Source organism: Methylobacterium sp. 190mf (assembly GCF_900107945.1).
Lineage (GTDB): Bacteria > Pseudomonadota > Alphaproteobacteria > Rhizobiales > Beijerinckiaceae > Methylobacterium.
The window spans coordinates 21,631-44,504 of the sequence record NZ_FNVI01000001.1; the positions used below are offsets into that span (position 1 = coordinate 21,631).

The window sequence follows — 22,874 nt, forward strand, 5'->3', positions numbered from 1 at the left end:
GCGAGGCTCAGGATTCGTCGCCGGTGGCGCGGTACCAGTCGAGGATCTCGCCCCCCTGCATGAACACCGCGTCGTCGCGGGCGAGGACGGCGTCGAGCAGCCGCTCCAACAGACCGATCCGGTGCGGCACCCCGGTGATGTAGGGGTGGATCGCGAAGCTCATCACCTTGGCCCCGCCGAGGGAGCCGGGGCCGGCGGCCTCGGCGGCGAGCCGGTCGAGATGGGCGAGCGCCCGCTCCACGAACTCGTCGGCCCGGTGGTGCTGGATGGCCAGCAGCGGGATGTCGTTGAGCTCGACGGAGTAGGGGAGGGCGACGAGGTCGCCCGTGCGCGTCGCCACCCGGCAGGGGCGGTCGTCGACCACGAAGTCGCCGACGTACGCGAGGCCGGCCGCGCGCAGGTGGTCGGGCGTGTCGAGGGTCTCGGTGAGGCCCGGTCCGAGCCAGCCGCGCGGCGGGCGCCCCGTGGTCTCGGTGATCGCCGCGACGGTGCGGGCGATCATCGCCGGCTGGTCCGGGATCCGGTGCGTCGGGACCTGGTGGAAGCCGTGGGCCATGAACTCCCAGCCGGCCGCGTGGGCGGCCTCGGCGACGCGGGGATAGGCCGTGCAGACCGAGCCGTTGATCGACAGCGTCGGGCGGATTCCGCGGCTGGCGAAGGCCTCGAGGAAGCGCCAGAACCCGACCCGCATCCCGTACTCGTGCCACGCCCAGTTGGGGATATCCGGGAGCAGGCTCGCGGCGGTCGGCGGCACCAGGATCTGGCGCGGCATCGGGTTGTCGATCAGCCAGTGCTCGACGTTGACCACCGGCCAGACCGCGACGTGCTTGCCGCCCGGCAGCGTCAGGCGCGGCCGGTCGACGGCGGCGCGGTAGGCGAGGCGGTTCTCGGGCCGGCGGGGATCGTCGGGCGCGGTGTCCATCAGGCGGCGGCCCGCGGGGCGTGGTGGCTGTGGAGCTGGGCCGCCAGCATCCGGCGCAGGTCGTTGAAGGCCGGGCTCGACACGTCGCGCCGCCGCGGCAACTCGACCGGGTGGATCGCCTCGATCCGGCCGGGGCCGGGCGACATCATCACGATGCGGTCCGCGAGGAAGATCGCCTCCTCGATGGCGTGGGTGACGAACAGGATCGTCAGCCCCGTCCGCGACCACAGGTCGAGCAGCTCGTCCTGCAGTCGCTCGCGGGTCATGGCGTCGAGCGCCCCGAAGGGCTCGTCCATCAGCACCACCTCGGCCTCGTTGGCGAGCACCCGGGCGATGGCGACCCGCTGCTTCATCCCGCCCGAGAGCTGGTGCGGGTAAGCGTCGGCGAAGGCCTGGAGGCCGACGAGGGCGATGTAGCGCTCGGCGGTGTCGCGCACCTCGGCGGCGGGCCGCCCGCGGGCCTTCGGGCCGAAGCCGATATTGTCCCGCACCGTGAGCCACGGGAACAGGCCGTAATCCTGGAAGACCATGCCGCGGCTCGGCCCCGGCCCGGCGATCGGCTTGCCCCACATCAGGGCCTGCCCGGCGGTCGGGGCCTCGAAGCCGGCGGCGACCCGCAGCAGCGTCGACTTCCCGCAGCCCGAGGCGCCGAGCAGGCAGACGAACTCGCCGCGGGACACCGTGAGGTTCGCCTCGCGCAGGGCCTCGGTCCGGCGGCCGCCCGCCGTGTAGGTCTTGGAGACCGCCCGCATGTCGAGGATCGGGATCGTCGGATCAGCCATGATTCGGGCTCCAGGCGAGCAGCCGGCGGCCGAGCTGCATGACCAGCCAGTCGGAGACGAAGCCCGCGACCCCGATCACCGCCATGCCGCAGATCACGATCTCGGTGCGCGAGAGCTGGCGCGCCTCCATGATGATCGCCCCGAGGCCGGTCTGGACGCCAGTCATCTCGCCGACCACGATCACCACCCAGGCGAAGCCCAGCCCCAGCCGCAGGCCGGTGAAGATCGACGGCAGCGCCGCCGGCAGCACCACGCGGACGAACTGGGCCGGCCCGGTGCAGCCCAGCATCGCGGCCGCCTCGAACAGGCGCGGCTCAACGGAGCGGACCCCGAACACGGTGTTGACTAGGATCGGGTAGAACGCCCCGAGGAACACGAGGAAGAAGGCCGAGCGCGGCCCGAGACCGAACAGGATCATCGCCAGCGGCAGCCACGCGGTGACCGGCACGGGCCGCAGGACTTGCAGGACGGGATCGAGCAGCGCCCGGATCAGCGGCACGCGGCCGATCAGCAGGCCGAGCGGCAGGGCGGCGGCGGCCGCCAGCGCGAAGCCGCCGTAGACCCGGCTCAGCGACGCCGCGAGATGGGTCCAGAGCGTGCCGCTGAACGCGTCGTCGTTGACGCCGCCGACCGCGAGATCTCGCATCTCGGCCCAGACCTCCGCGGGGGGCGGGATCAGGCTGTAGGGCCGGCCCGCGGTGGTGACCTGCCAGACCGCGACGAGCGCGGCCGGCACCACGCAGGCGAGCGCCAGCCGGCGCAGGTGGGCGAGCCCGGGCCCGGATCCGGCCCGGCGGGAGGGCGCCGGCGTCACCGCCGCCGGCAGGGCGCCGGCCTCGATCCCGGTGCTCACGCCCGCCCCAGCGCGTCGACGAAGCGGGTATCGATGAAGCCGGGCTCCGGCAGCCGCTTGATCTGCTTGAGCGCGAGCATGTGCTGCGCGTAGGCGTCGGCCTGCCGGATCTCGTTCGGCCCGAGGCGCCAGGTCAGCTCGACGTTCGGGGCCGAGAGCTCGAGCGCCTCGCGCTTCTGGCCGAGCTTCGCCACCGCCATGGCGATCATCGCGTCGCGGTCGCCGGCCGCGAAGTCCGTCGCCTTGCGGTGGATCTCCAGCATGGTCCGGACGAGGTCCGGCCGCTCGGCCAGCGTGTCGCGGTGGGCGCCGAACACCATGTTCAGCGCGCCCATCTCGGTGCCGTAGGGGTACTCGACGAGCTGGCCGACGCCCGAGGCGAGGCTGACGCCGGGGCCCGGCTCGGCGCCGACATAGGCGTCGACGTCGCCGCGGGCGAGGGCGATGTGCATCTCCGAGAAGGAGACGCGCACGGGGGTGATGTCCTTCACCGAGAGCCCCTCCATGCGCATCCGCTCCAGGACGAAGACCTCCTGGGTGCTGCCGGGCCAGATCGCGACGCGCTTGCCGCGCAGGTCCTTGATGGCGTGGATGTCGGAGCCCTTCTTGGCGATCACCGCCATCCCGCGGTTGCAGGTGGAGGCGATGACCACGAGCGGCTCGCCGGCGGCGGCGCCCAGCGTCGCGGCGGCGATCCCGAAGGTGCCGAAATCCACCGACTTGGTGACCACGGCGTTCTTGCACTCGGTCGGGCTCTCGAAGGGCACAACCTCCACATTCACCCCGGGCGGGGTGAAGCGCGCGTAGAAGCTCGGCGCGATCGAGTGGATCAGCTTGAGGGAGCCCATCCGGATCGTGACGGGCGCGCCCTGGGCGCGGGCCCGGGCCAGGGGTCCGAGGGCGAGGCCGGCCCCGAGACCGGCCAGGAGGGTGCGGCGGCGGATCATCGAACGGCTCCTGAAGGGTCCCGATGTGCCGAGGCTACGGGCACCACCTGTTGCGAGGAAGTGCTATTTTCTGAGTATGCCGTTGCCATAAACGCAACGGCCGGGCAGGATAGGGGCGTGAAGCACCTGCGCACCGTCACCTACGTCGCCGAGGTCGCCCGCGCCGGCTCGATCCGGCGCGCCGCGGAGCGCTTGAACCTCACGCCCTCGGCCCTGACCCGGCAGATCCAGGATCTCGAGTACGAGCTCGGCACGCCGATCTTCGAGCGCCTGCCGCAGGGGATGCGGCTCAACGCGGCCGGCGAGCTCTTCGCCCGGCACATCCGCGACCAGGCCGCCGATCTCGACCGGGTCCGCTCGCAGATCGCCGACCTGTCGGGCGTGCGGCGGGGGCACGTGGCGCTCGCCTGCAGCCAAGCCTTCGTCACCCAGGTGGTGCCCGAGGAGGTCGAGGCCTACCGCGCCCGCTTTCCGCAGGTCGGCTTCACCGTGCAGGTCCGCGACCACGCCCAGGCGGTCACCGCGCTCGCGGCTTTCGAGGCCGACCTCGCCCTGATCCTGCAGCCGCCGCCCTCGGCGGAGCTGCACCCGCTCTATTCCGGCCATCAGACCCTGTGCGCGCTGATGCGCAGAGGCCACGCGCTGGCGGCGGAGAGCGGGCCGGTGCGGCTGCGCGACTGTCTCGCGCACGCCCTGGCGCTGCCCGACCGATCGCTCGCCATCCGCCACCACATCGAGCACGCGCTGGCCCGGCGGGGCGTCGAGCTGCGGCCCGTGGTGGAGTCGGGCTCGCTGGAGTTCCTGCGCAACCTCACCCTGCGGGAGGACGTGGTGAGCCTGCAGGTGCCCAGCGGCATCCCGGAGGATCCGCGCCTGCACAGCCGGCCGATCGACACCCGCGACCTCACCCCGATGACGCTGATCCTGGCGCAGCTGCGCGGGCGCTCGCTGTCGGTGGCCGCCGCCAAGTTCGCCGATCAGCTAGTCGTCCGGCTGAACCGGGAAGGGGCCTGACCGGCGCCCCGCTCAGGCGGGCAGGCCGGCTTCGGCCAGCGCCTCGGCGTATCGCTGCCCCAGGGCGGCGACCGGGAAGGGGATCCGCGCCAGGAAGCCCGAGACCGTCAATCCGGGCTCGATCGCCAGGAGCTCGGCGACCGCCGGCCGGGCGCGCTCCGGCTGGCCGAGCCCGACATGGGCCACGGCGAGCGCCCGCAGGGCGACGGCGAAGCGCCGGTTCTGCGCCAGCGCCCGCTCAGCCCACCGGATCGCCTCGGGATAGTCGGCCTCGCTGACCGCCGCGACCGCCATCACGCCCGACATCAGCCAGCCGCGCGGATCCCGCGGGTTGAGCTGCAGCGCCCGCTCGACCATGGCGCGTCCCGCCTCCGCGCGGCCGCACATGGTCTCGATCCAGCCCGCGAGGGTGAGCGCCAGGGCGGAGTTCGGGTTGACGAGCAGCGCGCGGCCGAACAGGTCGCGCGCCCGGTCCCGCCCGGTCTCCGACATGTTCCAGACCGCGAAGGCCGCCATCCACAGCACCTGCGCGTCCCCGGGCGCGCGCTCGACCGCGCCCCAGGCCAGCCGCACGGCCGCCGCGCGCTCCGCCTCGCCCTGCGCGATCCAGCCCTGGAAATGGCACTGCGCCCGGCAATAGGCCGCCGCGGCCATCGCCGGGGCGTAGCCCGGGTCGAGCGCCAGGGCCTCGTCCAAGTGATCGAGCGCCGCCGCCATGCCGGCGGCGGTGAAGTCGGCGAGCCGGGCATTGGCCCGGAGCAGCCGGTCGTAGGCGTCCGGATGGGCCGGCGCGTCGCGGCCGAGCCGGCCGATCTCCGCCAGCTGGAGGGTGGGCTCGATCGCGGCGGCGGCGCGCGCGGCGACCTTCTCCTGCAGGGCGAAGACGTCGTCGAGCCCGCCGTCGAAGCTGTCGGCCCAGAGATGGGCGCCGGTCCCGGCATCGACCAGCTGGCCGGTGATTCGCAGGCGCGACCCGCCGCGGCGCACGCTGCCGGCGACCACGTAGCCGACGCCGAGCTCCTGCCCGACCCGGCGCACGTCGATCGCCGCGCCCCGGTAGGTGAAGGTCGAGTTGCGCGCGATCACGAACAGGCCGCTAACGCGGGACAGCGCCGTGATGATCTCCTCGGTGATCCCGTCGGCGAAGTAGGCCTGCTCCGGATCCGCGCTCATGTTGGTGAAGGGCAGGACCGCCACCGCGGGTAGGCGCGGCCCGGTGCGCCACGTGACGCTCGCCTCCGCCGCGTCTTCCGGAGCGATCCCGGGCGAGACCTCCGATGCGGCCTCCCGCACGGCGCCGACGAAGCGCACGCCCTTGCGCGGGAGCGTCCGGATCCAGCGCTGCTCGGTTCCGGTGTCGCCGATCGCCGTCCGGGCCGCGTTGATCCGGCTGCCGAGGGTCGCCTCGGAGACGATGCGCCCGTTCCAGACCGCCTCCAGCAGGTCGTCGCGGCTCACCACCCGGTCGCGCCGCTCGATCAGCACCCGCAGGAGGTCGAAGACCTGCGGCTCGACGGCGATCTCGGCGCCGTCCCGGCTGAGCTCGCGCCGCGCAGAATCGAGGGTGAAGGGTCCGAACTGGTAGATCACGGGGCGTTCCTGGGCGGGGCCATGTCCGCGTTCCGCGCCCTGCTCACCGAACCGGTCTCCGCGGCGGAGGGCGCTCTAGCACGGGCCCGGGCGGGCATAAATCATGGGCCTCTGAAGGTGTCCTCAAGGTCCTCTCAAAGCGCGGTGTCGAGCATCGGGATAGATTTCGCTCCATCGAAGACTTTCCGACGAGGGAGCCGTCCATGGCCCGCGAGACCGATCCCGACACATCCGCCTGGAGCCGCCGCCGCCTCCTGAAGAGCGCGGTAGCCACCGCCGCCCTCGCCGAGCTCGGCCTCGGCGGGACCGCGCGGGCGCAGGGTGCCGCGGTCCCCGGCGCCCCGGTCCCCGGCGCCATGCCGGGCGTCCTGAAGCAGGTCGAGGCCGGCGTGCTCGACGTCGGCTACGTCGAGGCCGGTCCCGCCGACGGGCCGGCGGTCATCCTGCTGCACGGCTGGCCCTACGACATCCACGCCTTCGCGGAGGTCGTTCCGATCCTCACGGCGGCCGGGCACCGGGTGATCGTGCCGTACCTGCGCGGCTACGGCACCACCCGTTTCCTGGCGTCGGACACGGTCCGGAACGGCGAGCAGGCGGCACTCGCGGTGGACGTCATCGCCCTGATGGACGCCCTGAAGATCCCCCAGGCCGTCCTGGGCGGCTTCGACTGGGGCGCGCGGACGGCCGACATCGTCGCGGCGCTGTGGCCGGAGCGGTGCCGGGCGCTGGTGGCGGTCAGCGGCTACCTGATCGGCAACCAGGAGGCCGGCAAGAAGCCGCTGCCGCCGCGGGCCGAGCTGTCCTGGTGGTACCAGTTCTACTTCGCCACCAGCCGGGGGCGGGCCGGCTACGAGGCCTACCGCGCCGACTTCGCCAAGCTGATCTGGCAGACCGCCTCGCCGCGCTGGCGCTTCGACGACGCCACCTTCGCGCGGAGCGCCCCGGCCCTCGACAACCCGGATCACGTCAGCATCGTCATCCACAATTACCGCTGGCGGATGGGCCTCGCCGAGGGCGAGCGCCGGTACGACGCGCTGGAGAGCCGCCTCGCGCAGGCGCCCACGATCGGCGTGCCGACCATCACCCTGGAGGGCGACGCGAACGGCGCCCCGCATCCGGATCCCGCCAGCTACGCGGCCAAGTTCACCGGACGCTACGCGCACCGGCTGATCACCGGCGGGATCGGCCACAACCTCCCGCAGGAAGCCCCGCGCGCCTTCGCGCAGGCCGTGATCGACGCGGCCGCGGCCTGACCGCGCCGGCGCGGCCGGATCATCCCCGGACACACGATCATCCCGAGACGATGACGGAGGTTGCCATGCGGTTCCTGGCTGTCGCGCTGCCGGCCCTGCTCGCTGCGGGCTTGATTTTGGGAGGCTCCGCGGTGCGCGCCGTGGATGCCGGGACCGCCCCGGCGGCCTCGCCGATCTACGGCGTCACCGTCCCGGACGGGTACCGCGCCTGGCAGCTCGTCGGCGTCGCGCAGGAGACCGGGGCCCTCGACGAACTGCGCGCCGTGGTCGGCAACGCGCGGGCGCTGGACGCCTACCGGTCGGGCACCCTGCCGTTCCCGGACGGGACGGTGCTGGTGAAGCGCGCCTGGACGCGGGTGCCGTCCGCGGAGTTCGCCCCGGCCTTCGTGCCCGGCGGCGCCACGACGGTTCAGGTCATGGTGAAGGATTCGCGGCGCTACGCGGCGACGGGGGGCTGGGGGTTCGGGCGCTTCGTCGACGGCAAGCCCGCGGACGCGGCCCAGCACGAGACCTGCTTCGCCTGCCACAGCGCGAATGTCCGGGACCACGACTACGTGTTCACGCGGCTCGCGCCCTGAGGCTGGCTGCCACCCGGACGGCCGCCACGACGCCCCTGTCAGCGCGCGGCTTCCCTCAACGTCCGCTCGCTGTCGCGCCTTGCGTCTCCCGTCAGCCGGCGCCTACACCTTTGCCGGCTCAAGCTCGGCCCGGACCGGGCGGGACATGACGGCGCCGGCCCGAGGCACGGCCCCGCAGGGAGGATAGCGCGTGACGATCGCCCGATACGGCGCAGCCCTGGCGCTGCTCTGCGGCTTCGGTTTCCTGTCGCCCTTGAGGGCCGACGAGTGCCCCAACCGCGGCCAGCTCGACGACGCCTACTGCGACGCCAACAAGGACCTCGTCGCCGACGTTCCGGCCAAGACCCGCGACCCGAGCGTGATCGTCTTCGCCTACACGCCGGTGGAGGATCCCGCGGTCTACGAGAATTCGTTCAAGCCGTTCACGACCTACCTGAGCCAGTGCACCGGCAAGCGCGTCGTCTACTACCCGGTCCAGTCGAACTCCGCCGAGATCGAGGCGATGCGCTCCGGCCGGCTCACGGTGGCGGGCTTCTCGACCGGACCTCTCGGCTTCGCGGTGAACATGGCCGGCGCGATCCCGTTCGCCGCCAAGGGCACCGAGAAGGGCGCCGAGGGCTACAACCTGATCGTCGTGGTGAAGGCGAGCAGCCCGTACAAGACACTGGCCGACCTCAAGGGCAAGCGCGTGGCCCACACGGCGCCGTCGTCGAATTCCGGCAACCTCGCGCCCAAGGCGCTGTTCCCCGAGCAGGGGCTGAAGCCCGGCGAGGACTACAAGCTCATCTACTCGGGCGGCCACGACAAGTCGGCGCTGGGCGTCGGCACCGGCGACTACGACGCCGCCCCTGTGGCCTCCGACGTATTCTACCGGATGGTCGCCCGCGGGACGATCAAGGGCGACGATTACCGGGTGATCTACACGAGCGAGAAGTTCCCGACCTCGGGGTTCGCCTACGCCCACGATCTCAAGCCGGAACTCGCCGAGAAGCTGAAGCAGTGCTTCTACGACTTCCGCTTCCCGCCCGACATGGTGAAGGATTTCGAGGGCGACGACCGGTTCGCGCCGATCACCTACCTCAAAGACTGGGCGATCGTCCGCAAGGTCGCGGAGGAATCGGGCACGCCGTACAACAAGGTCGCCTACGAGCGCGAGGCCGCCCGCGAGGCCGAGGCGGCACGCAAGAAGGCCGCGGGCGCGCCCAAGCCGTGACTCAGGCGTTGACGTCGGCCGTGACGGCGAGGAGCGCGGCGCGCGCGGTGGCGGCCGGACTCGAGGGCGATCCCCGGGCGGAGGATCCGCGCGCGCTGGTGATCCGGGGGCTGACCAAGGCGTACCGGGCCGGCCAGCCGGTCCTGAAGGGCATCGACCTCGTGGTGCCGGGCACTGGGCTCACGGCGATCATCGGGCCGTCCGGTACCGGCAAGAGCACCCTGATCCGCTGCATCAACCGGCTGGTCCAGCCGACCTCGGGGGAGATCCTGTTCCGGGGCGAGGACCTCGCCCGGCTCTCCGGCCCCGCCCTGCGCCGGGCGCGGCGCCGGATCGGGATGGTGTTCCAGGAGTACAATCTGGTCGAGCGCCTCTCGGTGATGGAGAACCTGCTCTGCGGCCGCCTCGGCTACGTGCCGGCCTGGCGCGCGTGGCTGCGGCGCTTCCCCGAGGCGGACATCGCCCGCGCCTTCGACCTCCTCGACGCGGTCGGCCTGTCGGGCTTCGCCACCCGCCGGGCCGACGCCCTGTCGGGCGGGCAGCGCCAGCGCGTCGGCATCGCCCGGGCGATCATGCAGGAGCCCGAGATCGTGCTCGCCGACGAGCCGACCTCGTCCCTCGACCCGAAGAGTTCCGTCGAGATCATGGAGATCCTGTCCCGGCTCGCGGCCGAGCGCGGCGTGCCGGTGGTGGTCAACATCCACAACGTGGCGCTCGCCCAGCGCTTTGCCGCCCGGATCGTCGGCATGTCGGGCGGGCACGTGGTCTATGACGGGCCGCCGGACCGGCTGAGCGAGGCCGACCTGCGCGGCATCTACGGCGGCGAGAACTGGCTCGAATGAGCGCGCCCGCCCGCCCGGCCTCCCCCGACGCCTCCCCCGACCGCGTCGCGTTCCGGCCCAACTGGACCGCCCGCGCGGGCTGGGCGCTCCTCGCCGTCTACGCGGTCTACGCGGCGACCCAGCTCGGCTTCTCGCCCGAACGCTTCGCCGGCGGCCTCGCCCACGGGCAGCAGTTCCTGGCCCGGATGTTCCCACCGAACTTCTCCCGCTGGCAACTGATCCAGTCGGGCATCCTCGAGAGCCTGCAGATCGCCGTGATCGCCACGGTGGTCGGCATCGCGGTCGCGCTGCCGATCGGCTTCCTGGCGGCCCGCAACCTGATGCCGCCCTGGGTGACGTGGCCGACCCGCATCCTGATCGCGCTCTGCCGGTCGTTCCACCCGATCATCGTGGCGATCCTGTTCGTGAAGGCGATCGGCTTCGGGGCGCTCGCCGGCGTCATGGCGCTGATCGTCGCCTCGGTGGGCTTCATCGCCAAGCTGTTCGCCGAGGCGATCGAGGAGATCTCCCTGAAGCAGGTCGAGGCCGTGCGGGCGACCGGCGCCGGCTTCCTGTCGACCCTGATCATGGGCGTGCAGCCGCAGGTGCTGCCGCGCTTCATCGGCTTCGCCACCTACCAGCTCGATTCCAACCTGCGGAACTCGACCATGGTGGGCATCGTCGGCGGCGGCGGCATCGGCGCGACGCTGTTCACCGCCTATCAGCGCTTCGACTTCGACGTGGTGCTGGCGATCCTGATCGTCATCGTCGCCCTGATCATGGTGGCCGAGATCGTCTCCGGCTGGGCCCGCAAGGTGTTCCAGTGAGCGCCACCCTCGCCCCCGGTTCTGCCGGCCCGCGCCACTGGCAGCGCTTTCCCCTGTGGAAGCGGCTGGCGCGGCTCGCCTTCACGCTGTGCGCGGTGGCGGCCTTCGTGGCGAGCCTGCGCACCATCGAGGTGATCCCGGAATTCCTCTACGACGCCCCAGACCAGCTGGCCGACCTGTTCGGCCGGATGTGGCCGATGGATGCCGGCTATGTCGGGCCGACCCTGCGGGCGCTGGTGGAGACGCTCCACATCGCGACGCTCGGCACCCTGATCGCCATCGCGATCGCGGTGCCGATCGGGCTGATGGCGGCCCGCAACGTCACGCCCAACCGCGCGCTGAACCTCTTCGCCAAGTTCGTGTTCGTGACCTCGCGCTCGGTGAACTCTCTGGTCTGGGCGCTGCTGTTCGTGGCGGTGTTCGGCCCGGGGCCGCTGGCCGGGACCCTGGCGATCGCGCTCCGCTCCGTCGGCTTCACCGGAAAGCTGTTCGCCGAGGCGCTGGAGGAGGCCAATCGCGGCTCGATCGAGGCCCTGCAGGCCGCGGGCGCCGGCCGGATGTCGACGCTGCTCCTCGGCTACTGGCCGCAGGTGAAGCCGGCCTTCTGGTCGATCGCGCTGTTCCGCTGGGACATCAACATCCGCGAATCCGCCGTGCTGGGGCTGGTCGGCGCGGGCGGCATCGGCGTCGCGCTCGATACCGCCCTGAACCTGCTCTACTGGGACCAGGTCGCCGTGGTGCTCGCCGCGATCTTCGGCGTCGTCATCCTGGCCGAGATCGTCGTGACGGCGCTCCGCGCCCGTACGCTCTGAGACGGGCCCCGGTCAGCGCCCCAGCGACATGCCGAGCGGCGGCTCGACCTCCGGCGGCAGCGGCGAGACGTAGCCCGCCGCGCCGACCCGGCGGGCGAGGTCCGCCTTGGCGGCGTCGCGCAGGGCCGCGTCGGTCACCGCCCGGGCCCCGGTTGCGGCCATCGCCTTGGCGACCTGCACCATCGCCTTGTGGGCCGCGGGGGTCTTGCCCTGCGCCACCACCTGCCAGGTGTGGAACGGCGTGCCGATGGCCACCGTGGGCGCGTGGGCCTGGACGGTCGGCACCACCCAGCTGACGTCGCCGACGTCGGTGGACCCCACCGCCGGGTTGCGCAACGCGTCGAGGGGCACGAGGAAGTCGGCGAGCGGCGCCTCGGTGCGCGGCATCCCCACGGCGCGGAACACGGCGTCGATGTCGCCGTCGGTGAGCGTCGCCCGGATCTTGCCGGCGAAATCCCGGTCGGCCTCGTCGAAATGCGGCGGCCCGAGCTCCTCCATGACGCCGTGCAGCGCCCGCTCCAGGGGATCGTTGCCCAGCAGGTTCGACACCGCGCTGACGATCCGCACCTCGACGGCGGTCTCGGTCATCAGGGCGGCGCCCTGCGCGATCTTCTTCACCCGCTCGACCAGCGCCAGCATGCCGGGCAGGTCGCGGGCCCGGATCGAGTAGCGCACCGTCGCGCCGGCCTGGACGACGTTCGGGGCGATGCCGCCGGCGTCGAGATAGGCGTAGTGGACCCGCGCGTCGGACGGCATGTGCTCGCGCATGTAGTTCACGCCGACGCTCATCAGCTCGACGGCGTCGAGCGCCGAGCGCCCGAGATGGGGCGCGGCCGCCGCGTGGGCGGTGCGGCCGGTGAAGACGAAGTCGGCCCGGGTGTTGGCGAGGGCGACCGGCGGTGCCACCTCCCAGAAGCTGCCCGGATGCCAGGTGATCGCGATGTCGGCGTCCGCGAAGGCGCCGGCGCGGACCATAAAGGCCTTGGCGGCGCCGCCTTCCTCCGCCGGGCAGCCGTAGTAGCGCACGCGGCCGGGCGTCCCGGTCTCGGCGAGCCAGTCCTTCAGCGCGGTGGCGGCGAGCAGAGCCGCCGAGCCGAGGAGGTTGTGGCCGCAGCCGTGGCCGTGCCCGCCCGCCTCCACCGGCCGGTGCTCGGCGACGCCGGCCTCCTGCGACAGGCCCGGCAGGGCGTCGTACTCGCCGAGGAACGCGATGACCGGCCCGCCGTCCCCGGCCTCGCCCATCACGGCGGTCGGGATGCCGGCGACTGCCTCGGTGACCCGGAAGCCCTGGTGGCGCAGTTCGGCGACGTGCTCGGCGCAGGAGCGGCTCTCCGTGTAGCAGACCTCCGGCATGCCCCAGACCCGCTCGGACAGGGCGATCAGCCGTTCCGACTGCGCGTCGACGTGGCGCCACACGGCGTTGCGGTTGTCCATCGGGTCCACTCCGGGAAAGCTGCGCATCGAGGTCGCGCCACCATAGCGGGCTCCGCGCCGTCTTCGCGAGCGCAGCGAAGCGACCCAGGGTTGCGCGCCCTCGGGAAGTGTGGCGCCGCTGGATTGCTTCGCTCCGCTCGCAAGGACGGACACGGCGCGAGCCCCGCTGCTGCCTGACCGCATGCACCGCCAAGGCCATGCTCCTGCCCGAACCAAGCGTCCGTCAACACGTTCCGATTGAACCGTCACTGGCCCGCCCCTTGCCAAGGCCGCTGCCGGAATGTTGCTGTGCCTGTCACGGCGGTAAACGGGAAAGCGTACATGGACGAGCGGGATCTGCGCGGCCTCATCGGGCAGGTGAAGGACGGCCGCCTGTCGCGGCGCGCTTTCGTGCAGCGGATGGTGGCTGTGGGCCTCACCGCGCCCATGGCCGGTCTGATGCTGGCCGGCAACGGGGTCGCGATGGCGGCCGATATCCGGGCCGGCTACAAGCCGACCAAGGCCGGCGGCGGCGGCGCGCTCAAGCTGCTCTGGTGGCAGGCGCCGACGCTGATCAACCCGCATTTCGCCGTCGGCACCAAGGACCAGGACGCCTCGCGGATCTTCTACGAGCCGCTCGCCGCCTGGGACGCGGACGGCAACCTCGTGCCGGTGCTCGCCGCCTCGATCCCGTCCAAGGAGAACGGGGCGCTCGCCGCCGACGGCCGCTCGGTGGTCTGGACGCTCAAGCCCGGCGTGAAGTGGCACGACGGCAATCCGCTCACCGCCGACGACCTCGTCTTCACCTGGGAATACGCCCGCGACCCCGCCACCGCGGCGGTGACGGCCGGGTCCTACAAGGATTGCAAGGTCGAGAAGGTCGACGACCTCAGCGTCCGGGTCCTGTTCGACAAGCCCACGCCCTACTGGTGCGACGCCTTCGTGGGCATCGTCGGGATGGTGCTGCCGAAGCACCTGTTCGGACCCTACAGCGGCGCCAAGTCCCGGGACGCGCCCCAGAACCTCGCCCCGGTGGGCACCGGCCCGTACCGGTTCGTGGAGTTCCGGCCCGGCGACATCGTCCGCGGCGAGCGCAATCCCGACTACCACCTGCCGAACCGCCCGTACTTCGACACGGTCGAGATGAAGGGCGGCGGCGACGCGGTCTCGGCCGCCCGCGCCGTGCTCCAGACCGGCGAGTACGACTACGCCTGGAACATGCTGATCGAGGACGAGGTGCTGAAGCGCCTGGAGACCGGCGGCAAGGGCCGGGTCGACGTGGTCTACGGCGGCAAGCTCGAGTTCCTGCTCCTCAACGCCGCCGACCCGAACGTCGAGGTCGACGGCGAGCGCGCCTCGATCACCACCAAGCACCCCGCCTTCTCCGACCCGAAGGTGTGCCAGGCGATGAACCTGCTGGTCGACCGCAAGTCGATCCAGACCTACATCTACGGCCGCACCGGCAAGCCCACCGCCAACACGGTCAACGGCCCGGACCGCTTCGTCTCGAAGAACACGAGCTTCGCCTTCGACCCGGCCAAGGCCAACGCGCTCCTCGACGAGGCCGGCTGGAAGAAGGGCTCGGACGGCATCCGCGCCAAGGACGGCAAGAAGCTCAAGCTGGTCTTCCAGACCTCGATCAACGCCCCGCGCCAGAAGACGCAGGCGATCATCAAGCAGGCGGCCGCCAAGGCCGGCATCGAGATCGAGCTGAAATCGGTGACCGGCTCGGTGTTCTTCTCCTCCGACCCGGCGAACCCCGACACCTGCACGCATTTCTACGCCGACATGGAGATGTACGCCTACAGCATGACGCAGGCCGATCCGGCGATCTGGCTGCTCATGTACGCCTCCTGGGAGGTGGCCCAGAAGGCCAACAAGTGGCAGGGCCGCAACGTCGTGCGCTGGCGCAACGCGGCTTACGACGAGGCCTACAACGCCGCCCAGAGTGAGCTCGACCCGGTCAAGCGGGCGGCGCTCCTCATCAAGTGCAACGACCTCGCGGTCTCCGAGAACGTGCTGCCGCTGATCCACCGCGCCGAGGTCTCGGCGGTGGGCGCCACGCTCACGGCGCCCCGCAGCGGCTGGGACAACGACCTGTCGTTCCTGCCCGACTGGTACAGGGAGGCCTGAGCGGGAGTTGTCGCGCCATGGGCGCCTACATCCTGCGACGCCTCCTGATCGCGATCCCGAGCCTGCTCGGCATCAGCCTGATCCTGTTCACCGTCCTGGCGCTCGCGCCGGGCGACCCGTTCGGCGAGCTCGCCAGCAACCCGAACGTGCCCCCGGAGGTGCGGGCGGCGCTCCGCGTCAAGTTCGGCCTCGATGACCCGATCCTCACCCGCTACCTGCACTGGCTCACCGCCATGCTGCAGGGCGACTGGGGCTTCTCCTTCGCCAGCCGGGTGAACGTCGACACGCTGATCCTGCAGCGGCTGCCCACGACCCTGTTCGTGGTCGGCTCCTCCCAGGTGCTGGCGCTGCTGATCGCGGTGCCGGTGGGCCTCTACGCCGCGCGCCGGCCCTACTCGCTCGCCGACCAGGTCGCCAACACGCTGGCCTTCGTGGGCTTCTCGCTGCCGACCTTCTTCACCGGCCTGCTGTTCATCCTGCTGTTCTCGATCAAGCTCGGCTGGCTGCCCTTCGTCTACCAAGCCGACCTGCCGGGCTCCGGCCTGCCCTGGGTCTGGGCGAATGTCCGGCAGGCGATCATGCCGGTGGCGGTGCTGGGCTTCTTCCAGGCCGCCTCCTACACACGCTACGTGCGCGCCTCGGCGCTCGACGTCGCCCGGCTCGACTACGTCACCACGGCCCGGGCCAAGGGCCTGACCGAGGGCACGGTGACCCGCCGGCACATCGCCCGCAACGCCCTGATCCCGGTGGTGACGCTCGTCGCCCTCCAGATCCCCGCGGTGTTCGGCGGCGCCATCGTCACCGAGCAGATCTTCCGGATCCCCGGCATCGGCTCGCTGCTGATCGACGCGATGCTGTCCAACGACACGCCGGTGGTGATGGCGGTGACCTTCGTGTTCGCCGGCCTCGTCATCCTGTTCAACCTCGTCGCGGACCTGCTCTATGGCTGGCTCGACCCTCGCATCGCCCTCCGATGAGGCGGTGCCCGTCGCCCGCGCGCCGGCCTCGCCGGGGCGGGAGACGTGGCGGCGCTTCCGACGGCACCGGCTGGCGCTCGCCAGCGTCGGCGTGCTGGCGCTCCTCGTCGCCGGCGTGGTGTTCGGCGGCCTGCTCTGGCCGGTCGCCATCGACGACATCGACTTCGCGGCCCAGCTCCAGGGCCCGTCCTGGGACCACCCGTTCGGCACCGACGATCTCGGCCAGGACCTGCTCGCCCGGATGATCTACGGCGGCCGGATCTCGCTCGCGGTCGGCTTCGCCGCCATGGCGGTGGCGAGCCTGATCGGGGTGCTGGTCGGCGCGCTCGCCGGCATGTCGCGCCGGTTCCTCGACCCGGTGCTGATGTGGCTGACCGACCTGTTCCTGTCGCTGCCGCAGCTGCCGCTGCTGCTCCTCGTGATCTACCTGTTCCGCGACAGCCTGAAGGCCGTGTTCGGCAGCCAGGGCGGCGTGTTCCTGATGATCGTCGCGGTGATCGGCGGCCTGCGCTGGATGCCGGTCGCCCGGCTGGTGCGGGCGCAGTTCCTGTCCTTGCGCGAGAAGGAGTTCGTGGAGGCGGCCCGCTCGCAGGGGGCGACGACCGGGCACCTCGTGCGCCGCCACATCCTGCCGAACGCGCTCGGTCCGGTGATCGTGGCGGCCTCGATCGAGGTCTCGTCCGCGATCATCGCGGAATCGACGCTGTCCTTCCTGGGGCTCGGCTTCCCGCCCGACATCCCGACCTGGGGGCGGCTCCTGTTCGACGCCAAGGACCATCTCGACGTCGCCCCGCACTGGGCGCTGTTCCCAGGGGGCGCGATCTTCCTGACGGTGCTGTCGATCAACTTCATCGGCGACGGCCTGCGCGACGCCCTCGACCCGCGACGGGTTCTCTAGCGATGACGGATCCAGTGGACCCGATCCTCTCGGTCTCAGACCTCACCGTCTCCTTCCGCTCGGACGGGCGCTGGCGCGAAGTCGTGCACGGCGTCTCGTTCGACGTGGGCCCGCGCGAGACCGTGGCCCTCGTCGGCGAATCCGGCTCGGGCAAGAGCGTCAGCGCCCTCTCGATCCTGCGCCTCCTGCCGCGGGACGCGAGCCGTATCGGCGGGCGCGTGCGCTTCGAGGGCCGCGAGCTGCTCGCCGCCCCCGAGGCCGAGATGCGGCGGGTGCGCGGCGATTCCATCGCCATGATCTTCCAGGAGCCGATGACCTCCCTGAACCCGGTCCTGACCATCGGCTTCCAGATCGCCGAGGCGCTGATCCGCCACCGGGGCCTGTCGCGGTCCGCGGCCGAGGCGGAGGCGCTCCGGCTCCTCGACAAGGTCCGGATCCCGGCCGCCCGCTCGCGCCTGCACGAGTACCCGCACCGCTTCTCCGGCGGCATGCGCCAGCGGGTGATGATCGCCATGGCGCTCGCCTGCCGGCCGAAGCTCCTCATCGCCGACGAGCCGACCACGGCGCTCGACGTCACGATCCAGGCCCAGATCCTCGACCTCATCAAGAGCCTGCAGGACGAGGAGGGCATGTCGGTCCTGTTCATCACCCACGACATGGGCGTGGTCGCCGAGATCGCCGACCGCACCGTGGTGATGTACCGGGGCCGCGCCGTGGAGGCCGGCCCGACCGCGCGGATTTTTTCCGAACCCACCGAGCCTTATACGCGCGCGCTGCTGGCCGCGGTCCCGCGCCTCGGGACCATGGCGGGCCGGGCCCGCCCGATGCGCTTCCCGGTGGTCGACCGGGCCACCGGCCTCGCGGCACCGACGCCCGAGACCCCCGACACCGTCAGGGCCGCCGAGCGCCCGGTGCTGGAGGTGCGCGACCTGACCACCCGGTTCGACATCCGCTCCGGGCTGCTCGGCCGCGTGACCGGCCGCGTCCACGCGGTGGAGCGGGTCTCGTTCAGCCTCGCGGCCGGCGAGACCCTGGCGCTCGTCGGCGAATCCGGCTGCGGCAAGTCCACCACCGGGCGCTCGATCCTGCGCCTCGTCGAGCCGCTCTCGGGCTCGGTCCTGCTCGACGGCGAGGACATCACGGGCCTCGATGCCGGCACCCTCCGCGCCCGCCGCCAGCGCATGCAGATGATCTTCCAGGACCCATTCGCCAGCCTCGACCCGCGCCTGAGCGTCGGTGCGGCGGTGGCGGAGCCGCTGCTGATCAACCGCATCGCCGCGCCTCGCGAGGCCCGGCGGCGGGCGGAGGATCTGCTCGCCCGGGTCGGGCTTCCGCCCGAGACCGCCGCGCGCTTCCCGCACGAGTTCTCCGGCGGCCAGCGCCAGCGCATCTGCATCGCCCGCGCGCTCGCCCTGAACCCCCGCCTGATCGTCGCCGACGAGGCGGTCTCGGCGCTCGACGTCTCGGTGAAGGCGCAGGTCGTGAACCTGATGCTCGACCTGCAGGCGGAGCTCGGCCTCGCCTACCTGTTCATCTCGCACGACATGGCGGTGGTCGAGCGGGTCAGCCACCGGGTGGCGGTGATGTATCTCGGCGAGATCGTGGAGATCGGCCCCCGGGCCGCGATCTTCGGCGATCCGCGGCACCCCTACACGAAGAAGCTGCTCGCCGCGGTGCCCGTGCCGGATCCGGCCCGGCGGGGCGAGCGGCACGCGCTGCCGGACGACGAGATCCGCAGCCCGATCCGGCCCCCCGACTACGTGCCGCCGGAGCGCCTCTACCGGGAGGTCGCGCCCGGCCACGTCGTGCAGGACTGGGGCACCGAGTGGGACGCGGGCGCCCGCCAGGGCGCGGCCGCCTGAAGCCGGCGGCCCGGACCCTCGCGCGCGATGCCGCGCGGTCCGCGACAGGATCCAGCGTAAAGCTTGCGGTACTGCTCGCAATACGGGCAATGTTGCTCAGAAAGCGATCAGTACCGGTAAGAAATCTTTGATTATTTCCGCATTAATGTCGGCCCTACACACGCGGTGTGTTGCCGCGATGAAGCGGTCGAGAGGCTTCCTTGCGCGCGAGCGATTTCCGATCCTTCCACGAGGCGTCGAAGCGCAGCGGCGTGATCCTGTCGTTCGGCGGAGATCTCTCGGAGAACATCCTGTTCTCGCTCGGGGAAGTGCTGAAGCTGCGCATGCGGCACGAGGAGACCGACGCCGCGGTCGCCAAGCGCGTCTTCTCGATCTTCGTCGAGCAGGCCCAGAACGTGATCCGCTACTCGGCCGACAAGGTCGCGCCCGCCGAGCCGCCGGGCCCCGCCCGGGTCAGCGCCGGCATGATCGCCGTCGGCACCGAGGAGGGGCGGTTCTTCGTGGTCTGCGGCAACGAGGTCGGCAGGACCGAGGTGCCGCGGCTGCGCGAGCGGCTCGACGAGATCGCCACCCTGTCGAGCGACGAGCTCAGGAAGGTCTACCGCGAGAAGCTGCGCCAGCCGCCGGACGAGGGCAGCCTCGGCGGCAGCATCGGACTGATCGAGATCGCCCGCCGGTCGAGCGCCCCGGTCGAGTACGACTTCCAGGATCTGGGCGCGGAGCGCAGCCTGTTCTGCCTCAAAGCCTTCATCTGAGGATCGCACGGACATGGACCGCATCACGCTGCCCCGGACCGAGCGCTCGCCCGAGGTCGATTTCGACTTCGCGTCGGGGCGGCTCGTCCTGCGCGGCGAATCCTACCCGGAGGACGCCGCCGCATTCTTCGGCCCGCTGCTGCAGGCCCTGCGCGGCCACCTCGCGGCGACCGAGGCGAGCCCGATCACCTTCGACGTCGCGCTCGCCTACTTCAACTCGTCGAGCGCCAAGGCGCTGATGAACCTGTTCATGCCCCTGGAGGACGCCGCCGCCGAGGGGCGCCCGGTGACGATCCGCTGGATGTTCGGCGCCGACGACGACGTGATCCAGGAGGCCGGCGAGGATTTCGCGGCCGACTTCGCGCATGCCCGGTTCGAGATGATCGCGAGCGTCCCCGCGTGAGCCCGCACCGGGCACCGGCCCACGATCTCCTGTCCGAGCCGGCGGACGCCTTCAGCCTGTTCGACACCGAGGAGGCCGTTCTCGGCCGATCCGAGGTGATGCTGGCCCGCCTCGCCGAGGTCGGCGACGGGGTGCGGGAGCTCGCCGGCGCCTACCGGCGCAGCTACCACGAGCAGCGCCGGCTGGTGCGGCTGAGCGACCGGATGCAGCTCGACCTGCACCGCGCCAACCAGCGGATGGCCGAGCAGCAGCGCGCCCTGCGACACCTCAACGACGCCCTCTCGGCGGAGATCGAGCACCGGGCGCGCCTCGAGGCCGAACTCCGCCGCCTCGCCGACACCGACCATCTCACCGACGCCCTGTCGCGCCGCCGCTTCCTGCAGATCTGCGAGGAGGTCTGGGCCCGGACCCAGTCGGGCGACACGCCCTCCAGCGTGCTGATGCTCGACCTCGACCGCTTCAAGCTGATCAACGACCGCTACGGCCACAGCGCGGGCGACACGGTCCTCAAGGCCTTCGTCGAGACCTGCCGCGACAGCCTGCGCGCGGTCGACGTGATCGGCCGCATGGGTGGTGAGGAATTCGCCATCCTCGTCACCGGCACCGTGATGGCCGAGGCGCAAGTCATCGCCGAGGCGCTCCGCCGCGCGGTGGCGCAGCGGCCGGTGCGCCTGGAGCACGGCCCGCTGCCGATCTCGGTGAGCATCGGCCTCGCGGCGTTCGGCCCGAGCGAGTCGATGTCGGCGACGCTCCGGCGGGCCGACGCGGCGCTCTACGCTGCCAAGCATGCCGGCCGCGACTGCGTGCGCTGCGCGGCCGAACCGGGCGCGTCCCTGATCTGAGGCGCCGCGCGCCCGGCCTCGGAGCGGAACCGCTGTGACACGGAGTGACGTCGCGTGAGCGGACCTGACACGGCCCTAGACAGCCCGCGTCCCGCCGGGGGGATCCGCGGCGCGCGACCGCTGCGGACCGGGGATGCCCTGGCGCGGCTCGGCTTCGCCGACATCGATCCGGTCCCGGCCGCCGGCGGCGCCGGGCGCGCGGGCGGCCTGCGCGGGGCCGGCCCGATCCGCCGGGGCGATCCCCTGTCGAAGCGCGGCTTCGCCGACGTGCTGGCCGCGGGCGCGCCCGCGGACGAGCTGATGAAGCCCGGCGCCCTGCGCGGGGCGGCCCGAGGCCGCGACCTCGACAGCCTGTCCCACACCCTGTTCCTGCGCATCTACCCGGTGATCGGCGCCCTCCTGCTGCTGACCCAGCTCGGGATCGCCTGGGTAACCTACACCGACCAGCTCCGGCTGTACGGCGACCGGGCGCATCTCCTCGCCCGGCTCACCGCCGCGGCGATCGCGCGGCCCGACTGGGCGCGCGACCCGGACGCCTACGACGGCCCGCTCAAGGCCCTGGCCGCCGAGCCCGATTTCACCCACGCCGTCCTGCGCGACGCCACGGGCCACGTCGTCGGAACGGCGGGCGCGGCGCCCCCCGCGCGGGGCTGGTCCACCCTCTCGGCCCAGGCCGACCTGTCGGTGCCCGGCCGCGCCGGCCCGGCGGGCAGCCTGACCGTCACGGTCTCCACGAAGGCGCTGCGGGACAACGCGGCGTGGCAGGTGATGCTCGCCCTCGGCGCCAGCGTCGGGCTGATGATCGCCTTCGTGGTCACCCTGCACGCCACCGTGCGCCGCCACGTCATGGCGCCGCTGATGCGGCTGCTGCTCGCCATGCGGGAGATCGAGCACAAGCGCTGGACGACCGTGGAGCTCGGGGGCGCCTACCGGCCGAGCAACGAGATCGACGTCATCAGCCAGGCCTTCAACCGCATGGTCGAGGGCCTGCGGAGCGGCGACGCCGCCAAGCAACTCCTCGTCGAGCTGGAGCAGGCCCACGACAGGCTGGAGCGCGCCAACCGCCAAGTGGTCGAGAGCATCGGCTACGCTCGGCGCATCCAGGATTCGGTGCTGCCGGACCGCAACGCCCTGGCGGGCGCGGGGGTCGAGGTCGCGGTGCTGTGGGAGCCGCTCCACGTCGTCGGCGGCGACTATTTCTGGCTGGAGGAGATCGACGGCCTCTGCGTGATCGCGGTGGCCGACTGCACCGGCCACGGCGTGCCCGGCGCGTTCCTGACCCTGATCGTCGCGACCGCCCTCGACCGGCTGCTGCACGAGCGCGGCCTGCGCGCGCCGGCGGCGATCCTGGCCGGGCTCGACGCGATGGTCCGCACGCAGCTCCGCCAGGACGGCCGCGGCGCCGAATCGGATGACGGGCTCGATTGCGGCCTGTGCGTCTGGGACCGCGCGGCCGGGACGCTGCACTTCGCCGGCGCCGGCCTGTCGCTCACGGTGGTCCGGGACGGCGTGGCCGAGCGCGTCCGCGGCGGCCGCCGGGGGCTCGGCTACCCGCGCCCCGCCCGAGACGGGCAGCCGGAGGACGTCGTCGCGGACATCGCCGTTCCGGTGGCGGGCGCCACCTTCTACCTGATGACGGACGGCATCACCGACCAGATGGGCCGCGCGGCGCCCGACCGGGCGCCGCGGCTCCTCGGCCGGCGCGGCGTGGCCGACAGCCTCCTGCGCCACGCCGACCTGCCCCTCGCCGCCCAGACCGTGGCCCTCGAGGCCGATCTCGACGCCTATCGCGGGACCGAGGCCCGGCGGGACGACATGACCCTGGTGGCGTTCCGGCTTCCTCCGGCGACGGCCGCCGGCTGAGACCGGCCGTCTTCCCTCGGGGCCATCGATGCCAGGTGCGCATCGATCGATCCAACAATGACGTTGGACAGGCCGTCCGGCCTGCGCCACTCCTGGGCCCGGCCCCGGGAGAGCCG

The 22,874-nt window shown here is 72.2% G+C and carries 21 protein-coding genes; 15 read left to right on the forward strand and 6 right to left on the reverse strand.

The window, feature by feature from the left end; genetic code table 11:
* Nucleotides 1–7: 7 nt before the first annotated feature.
* From C4T42_RS00110 to C4T42_RS00125, 4 genes are read right to left on the reverse strand one after another with little or no spacing between them, the layout of a single operon-like run.
* On the reverse strand, nucleotides 8–922 hold the full coding sequence (locus C4T42_RS00110; protein ID WP_103984539.1) for a polysaccharide deacetylase family protein: 915 nt from the start codon (nucleotides 920–922) through the stop codon (nucleotides 8–10).
* A complete protein-coding gene (locus C4T42_RS00115) occupies nucleotides 922–1,704 on the reverse strand; it encodes an ABC transporter ATP-binding protein (RefSeq protein ID WP_020091230.1) in 783 nt (260 codons plus the stop codon). Before C4T42_RS00115 ends, C4T42_RS00110 begins: the two co-directional genes overlap by 1 nt.
* Nucleotides 1,697–2,557 (reverse strand): ABC transporter permease, encoded by an 861-nt coding sequence (locus tag C4T42_RS00120; protein WP_020091229.1) that lies wholly within the window; start codon nucleotides 2,555–2,557, stop codon nucleotides 1,697–1,699. Before C4T42_RS00120 ends, C4T42_RS00115 begins: the two co-directional genes overlap by 8 nt.
* The gene (locus tag C4T42_RS00125) at nucleotides 2,554–3,504 is read right to left on the reverse strand and encodes an ABC transporter substrate-binding protein (protein ID WP_020091228.1); all 951 of its coding nucleotides are present in this window, start codon (nucleotides 3,502–3,504) and stop codon (nucleotides 2,554–2,556) included. The genes C4T42_RS00120 and C4T42_RS00125 overlap by 4 nt, the downstream gene beginning before the upstream one ends.
* Before the next feature lie 117 nt (nucleotides 3,505–3,621).
* Between C4T42_RS00125 and C4T42_RS00130 the strand changes: the two genes are divergently transcribed.
* A complete protein-coding gene (locus tag C4T42_RS00130) occupies nucleotides 3,622–4,518 on the forward strand; it encodes a LysR family transcriptional regulator (protein ID WP_020091227.1) in 897 nt (298 codons plus the stop codon).
* A gap of 12 nt (nucleotides 4,519–4,530) precedes the next feature.
* On the opposite strand, the gene C4T42_RS00135 is transcribed toward C4T42_RS00130, so the two are convergent.
* On the reverse strand, nucleotides 4,531–6,108 hold the full coding sequence (locus C4T42_RS00135; RefSeq protein WP_103984540.1) for a winged helix-turn-helix domain-containing tetratricopeptide repeat protein: 1,578 nt from the start codon (nucleotides 6,106–6,108) through the stop codon (nucleotides 4,531–4,533).
* Between the two features lie 203 nt (nucleotides 6,109–6,311).
* On the opposite strand from C4T42_RS00135, the gene C4T42_RS00140 reads away from it, so the two are divergent.
* The 6 genes from C4T42_RS00140 to phnE (C4T42_RS00165) all read left to right on the forward strand — a co-directional run bounded on the left by C4T42_RS00140 (nucleotide 6,312) and on the right by phnE (C4T42_RS00165) (nucleotide 11,612).
* Nucleotides 6,312–7,361 (forward strand): alpha/beta hydrolase, encoded by a 1,050-nt coding sequence (locus C4T42_RS00140; protein ID WP_020091225.1) that lies wholly within the window; start codon nucleotides 6,312–6,314, stop codon nucleotides 7,359–7,361.
* 65 nt (nucleotides 7,362–7,426) lie between these two features.
* Nucleotides 7,427–7,939, forward strand: a complete 513-nt coding sequence (locus tag C4T42_RS00145; protein WP_103984688.1) for a cytochrome P460 family protein — start codon at nucleotides 7,427–7,429, stop codon at nucleotides 7,937–7,939.
* Between the two features lie 190 nt (nucleotides 7,940–8,129).
* The gene (phnD, locus tag C4T42_RS00150; RefSeq protein ID WP_020091223.1) at nucleotides 8,130–9,152 is read left to right on the forward strand and encodes a phosphate/phosphite/phosphonate ABC transporter substrate-binding protein; all 1,023 of its coding nucleotides are present in this window, start codon (nucleotides 8,130–8,132) and stop codon (nucleotides 9,150–9,152) included.
* An 8-nt stretch (nucleotides 9,153–9,160) separates the two neighbouring features.
* Nucleotides 9,161–9,994 (forward strand): phosphonate ABC transporter ATP-binding protein, encoded by an 834-nt coding sequence (gene phnC, locus C4T42_RS00155; RefSeq protein ID WP_199778761.1) that lies wholly within the window; start codon nucleotides 9,161–9,163, stop codon nucleotides 9,992–9,994.
* Nucleotides 9,991–10,800, forward strand: a complete 810-nt coding sequence (gene phnE / locus C4T42_RS00160; RefSeq protein WP_042671109.1) for a phosphonate ABC transporter, permease protein PhnE — start codon at nucleotides 9,991–9,993, stop codon at nucleotides 10,798–10,800. The genes phnC and phnE (C4T42_RS00160) overlap by 4 nt, the downstream gene beginning before the upstream one ends.
* On the forward strand, nucleotides 10,797–11,612 hold the full coding sequence (phnE, locus tag C4T42_RS00165) for a phosphonate ABC transporter, permease protein PhnE (RefSeq protein ID WP_103984541.1): 816 nt from the start codon (nucleotides 10,797–10,799) through the stop codon (nucleotides 11,610–11,612). Before phnE (C4T42_RS00160) ends, phnE (C4T42_RS00165) begins: the two co-directional genes overlap by 4 nt.
* A gap of 12 nt (nucleotides 11,613–11,624) precedes the next feature.
* On the opposite strand, the gene C4T42_RS00170 is transcribed toward phnE (C4T42_RS00165), so the two are convergent.
* Nucleotides 11,625–13,046 (reverse strand): M20 family metallopeptidase, encoded by a 1,422-nt coding sequence (locus tag C4T42_RS00170; protein ID WP_103984542.1) that lies wholly within the window; start codon nucleotides 13,044–13,046, stop codon nucleotides 11,625–11,627.
* A 321-nt stretch (nucleotides 13,047–13,367) separates the two neighbouring features.
* Between C4T42_RS00170 and C4T42_RS00175 the strand changes: the two genes are divergently transcribed.
* The 8 genes from C4T42_RS00175 (at nucleotide 13,368) to C4T42_RS00210 (ending at nucleotide 22,758) form a co-directional block, all read left to right on the forward strand.
* Nucleotides 13,368–15,158, forward strand: a complete 1,791-nt coding sequence (locus tag C4T42_RS00175; RefSeq protein ID WP_103984543.1) for a peptide ABC transporter substrate-binding protein — start codon at nucleotides 13,368–13,370, stop codon at nucleotides 15,156–15,158.
* A gap of 17 nt (nucleotides 15,159–15,175) precedes the next feature.
* Entirely contained in the window at nucleotides 15,176–16,135 is a 960-nt protein-coding gene (locus tag C4T42_RS00180; protein ID WP_091927930.1) for an ABC transporter permease, read from the forward strand.
* Nucleotides 16,101–17,033, forward strand: coding sequence for an ABC transporter permease (locus C4T42_RS00185; protein WP_012321500.1), 933 nt, complete (start codon nucleotides 16,101–16,103; stop codon nucleotides 17,031–17,033). The genes C4T42_RS00180 and C4T42_RS00185 overlap by 35 nt, the downstream gene beginning before the upstream one ends.
* 2 nt (nucleotides 17,034–17,035) lie before the next feature.
* Nucleotides 17,036–18,895, forward strand: coding sequence for an ABC transporter ATP-binding protein (locus C4T42_RS00190; RefSeq protein ID WP_103984544.1), 1,860 nt, complete (start codon nucleotides 17,036–17,038; stop codon nucleotides 18,893–18,895).
* A gap of 200 nt (nucleotides 18,896–19,095) precedes the next feature.
* Complete coding sequence (locus tag C4T42_RS00195) at nucleotides 19,096–19,650, forward strand: SiaB family protein kinase (protein ID WP_020091215.1); 555 nt, start codon at nucleotides 19,096–19,098, stop codon at nucleotides 19,648–19,650.
* Nucleotides 19,651–19,663: 13 nt separating this feature from the next.
* Entirely contained in the window at nucleotides 19,664–20,053 is a 390-nt protein-coding gene (locus C4T42_RS00200) for a DUF1987 domain-containing protein (RefSeq protein ID WP_012321503.1), read from the forward strand.
* Nucleotides 20,050–20,895 (forward strand): GGDEF domain-containing protein, encoded by an 846-nt coding sequence (locus tag C4T42_RS00205; RefSeq protein ID WP_020091214.1) that lies wholly within the window; start codon nucleotides 20,050–20,052, stop codon nucleotides 20,893–20,895. Before C4T42_RS00200 ends, C4T42_RS00205 begins: the two co-directional genes overlap by 4 nt.
* Nucleotides 20,896–20,949: 54 nt before the next feature.
* Entirely contained in the window at nucleotides 20,950–22,758 is a 1,809-nt protein-coding gene (locus C4T42_RS00210) for a SpoIIE family protein phosphatase (protein ID WP_020091213.1), read from the forward strand.
* The last annotated feature ends 116 nt before the right edge of the window (nucleotides 22,759–22,874 follow it).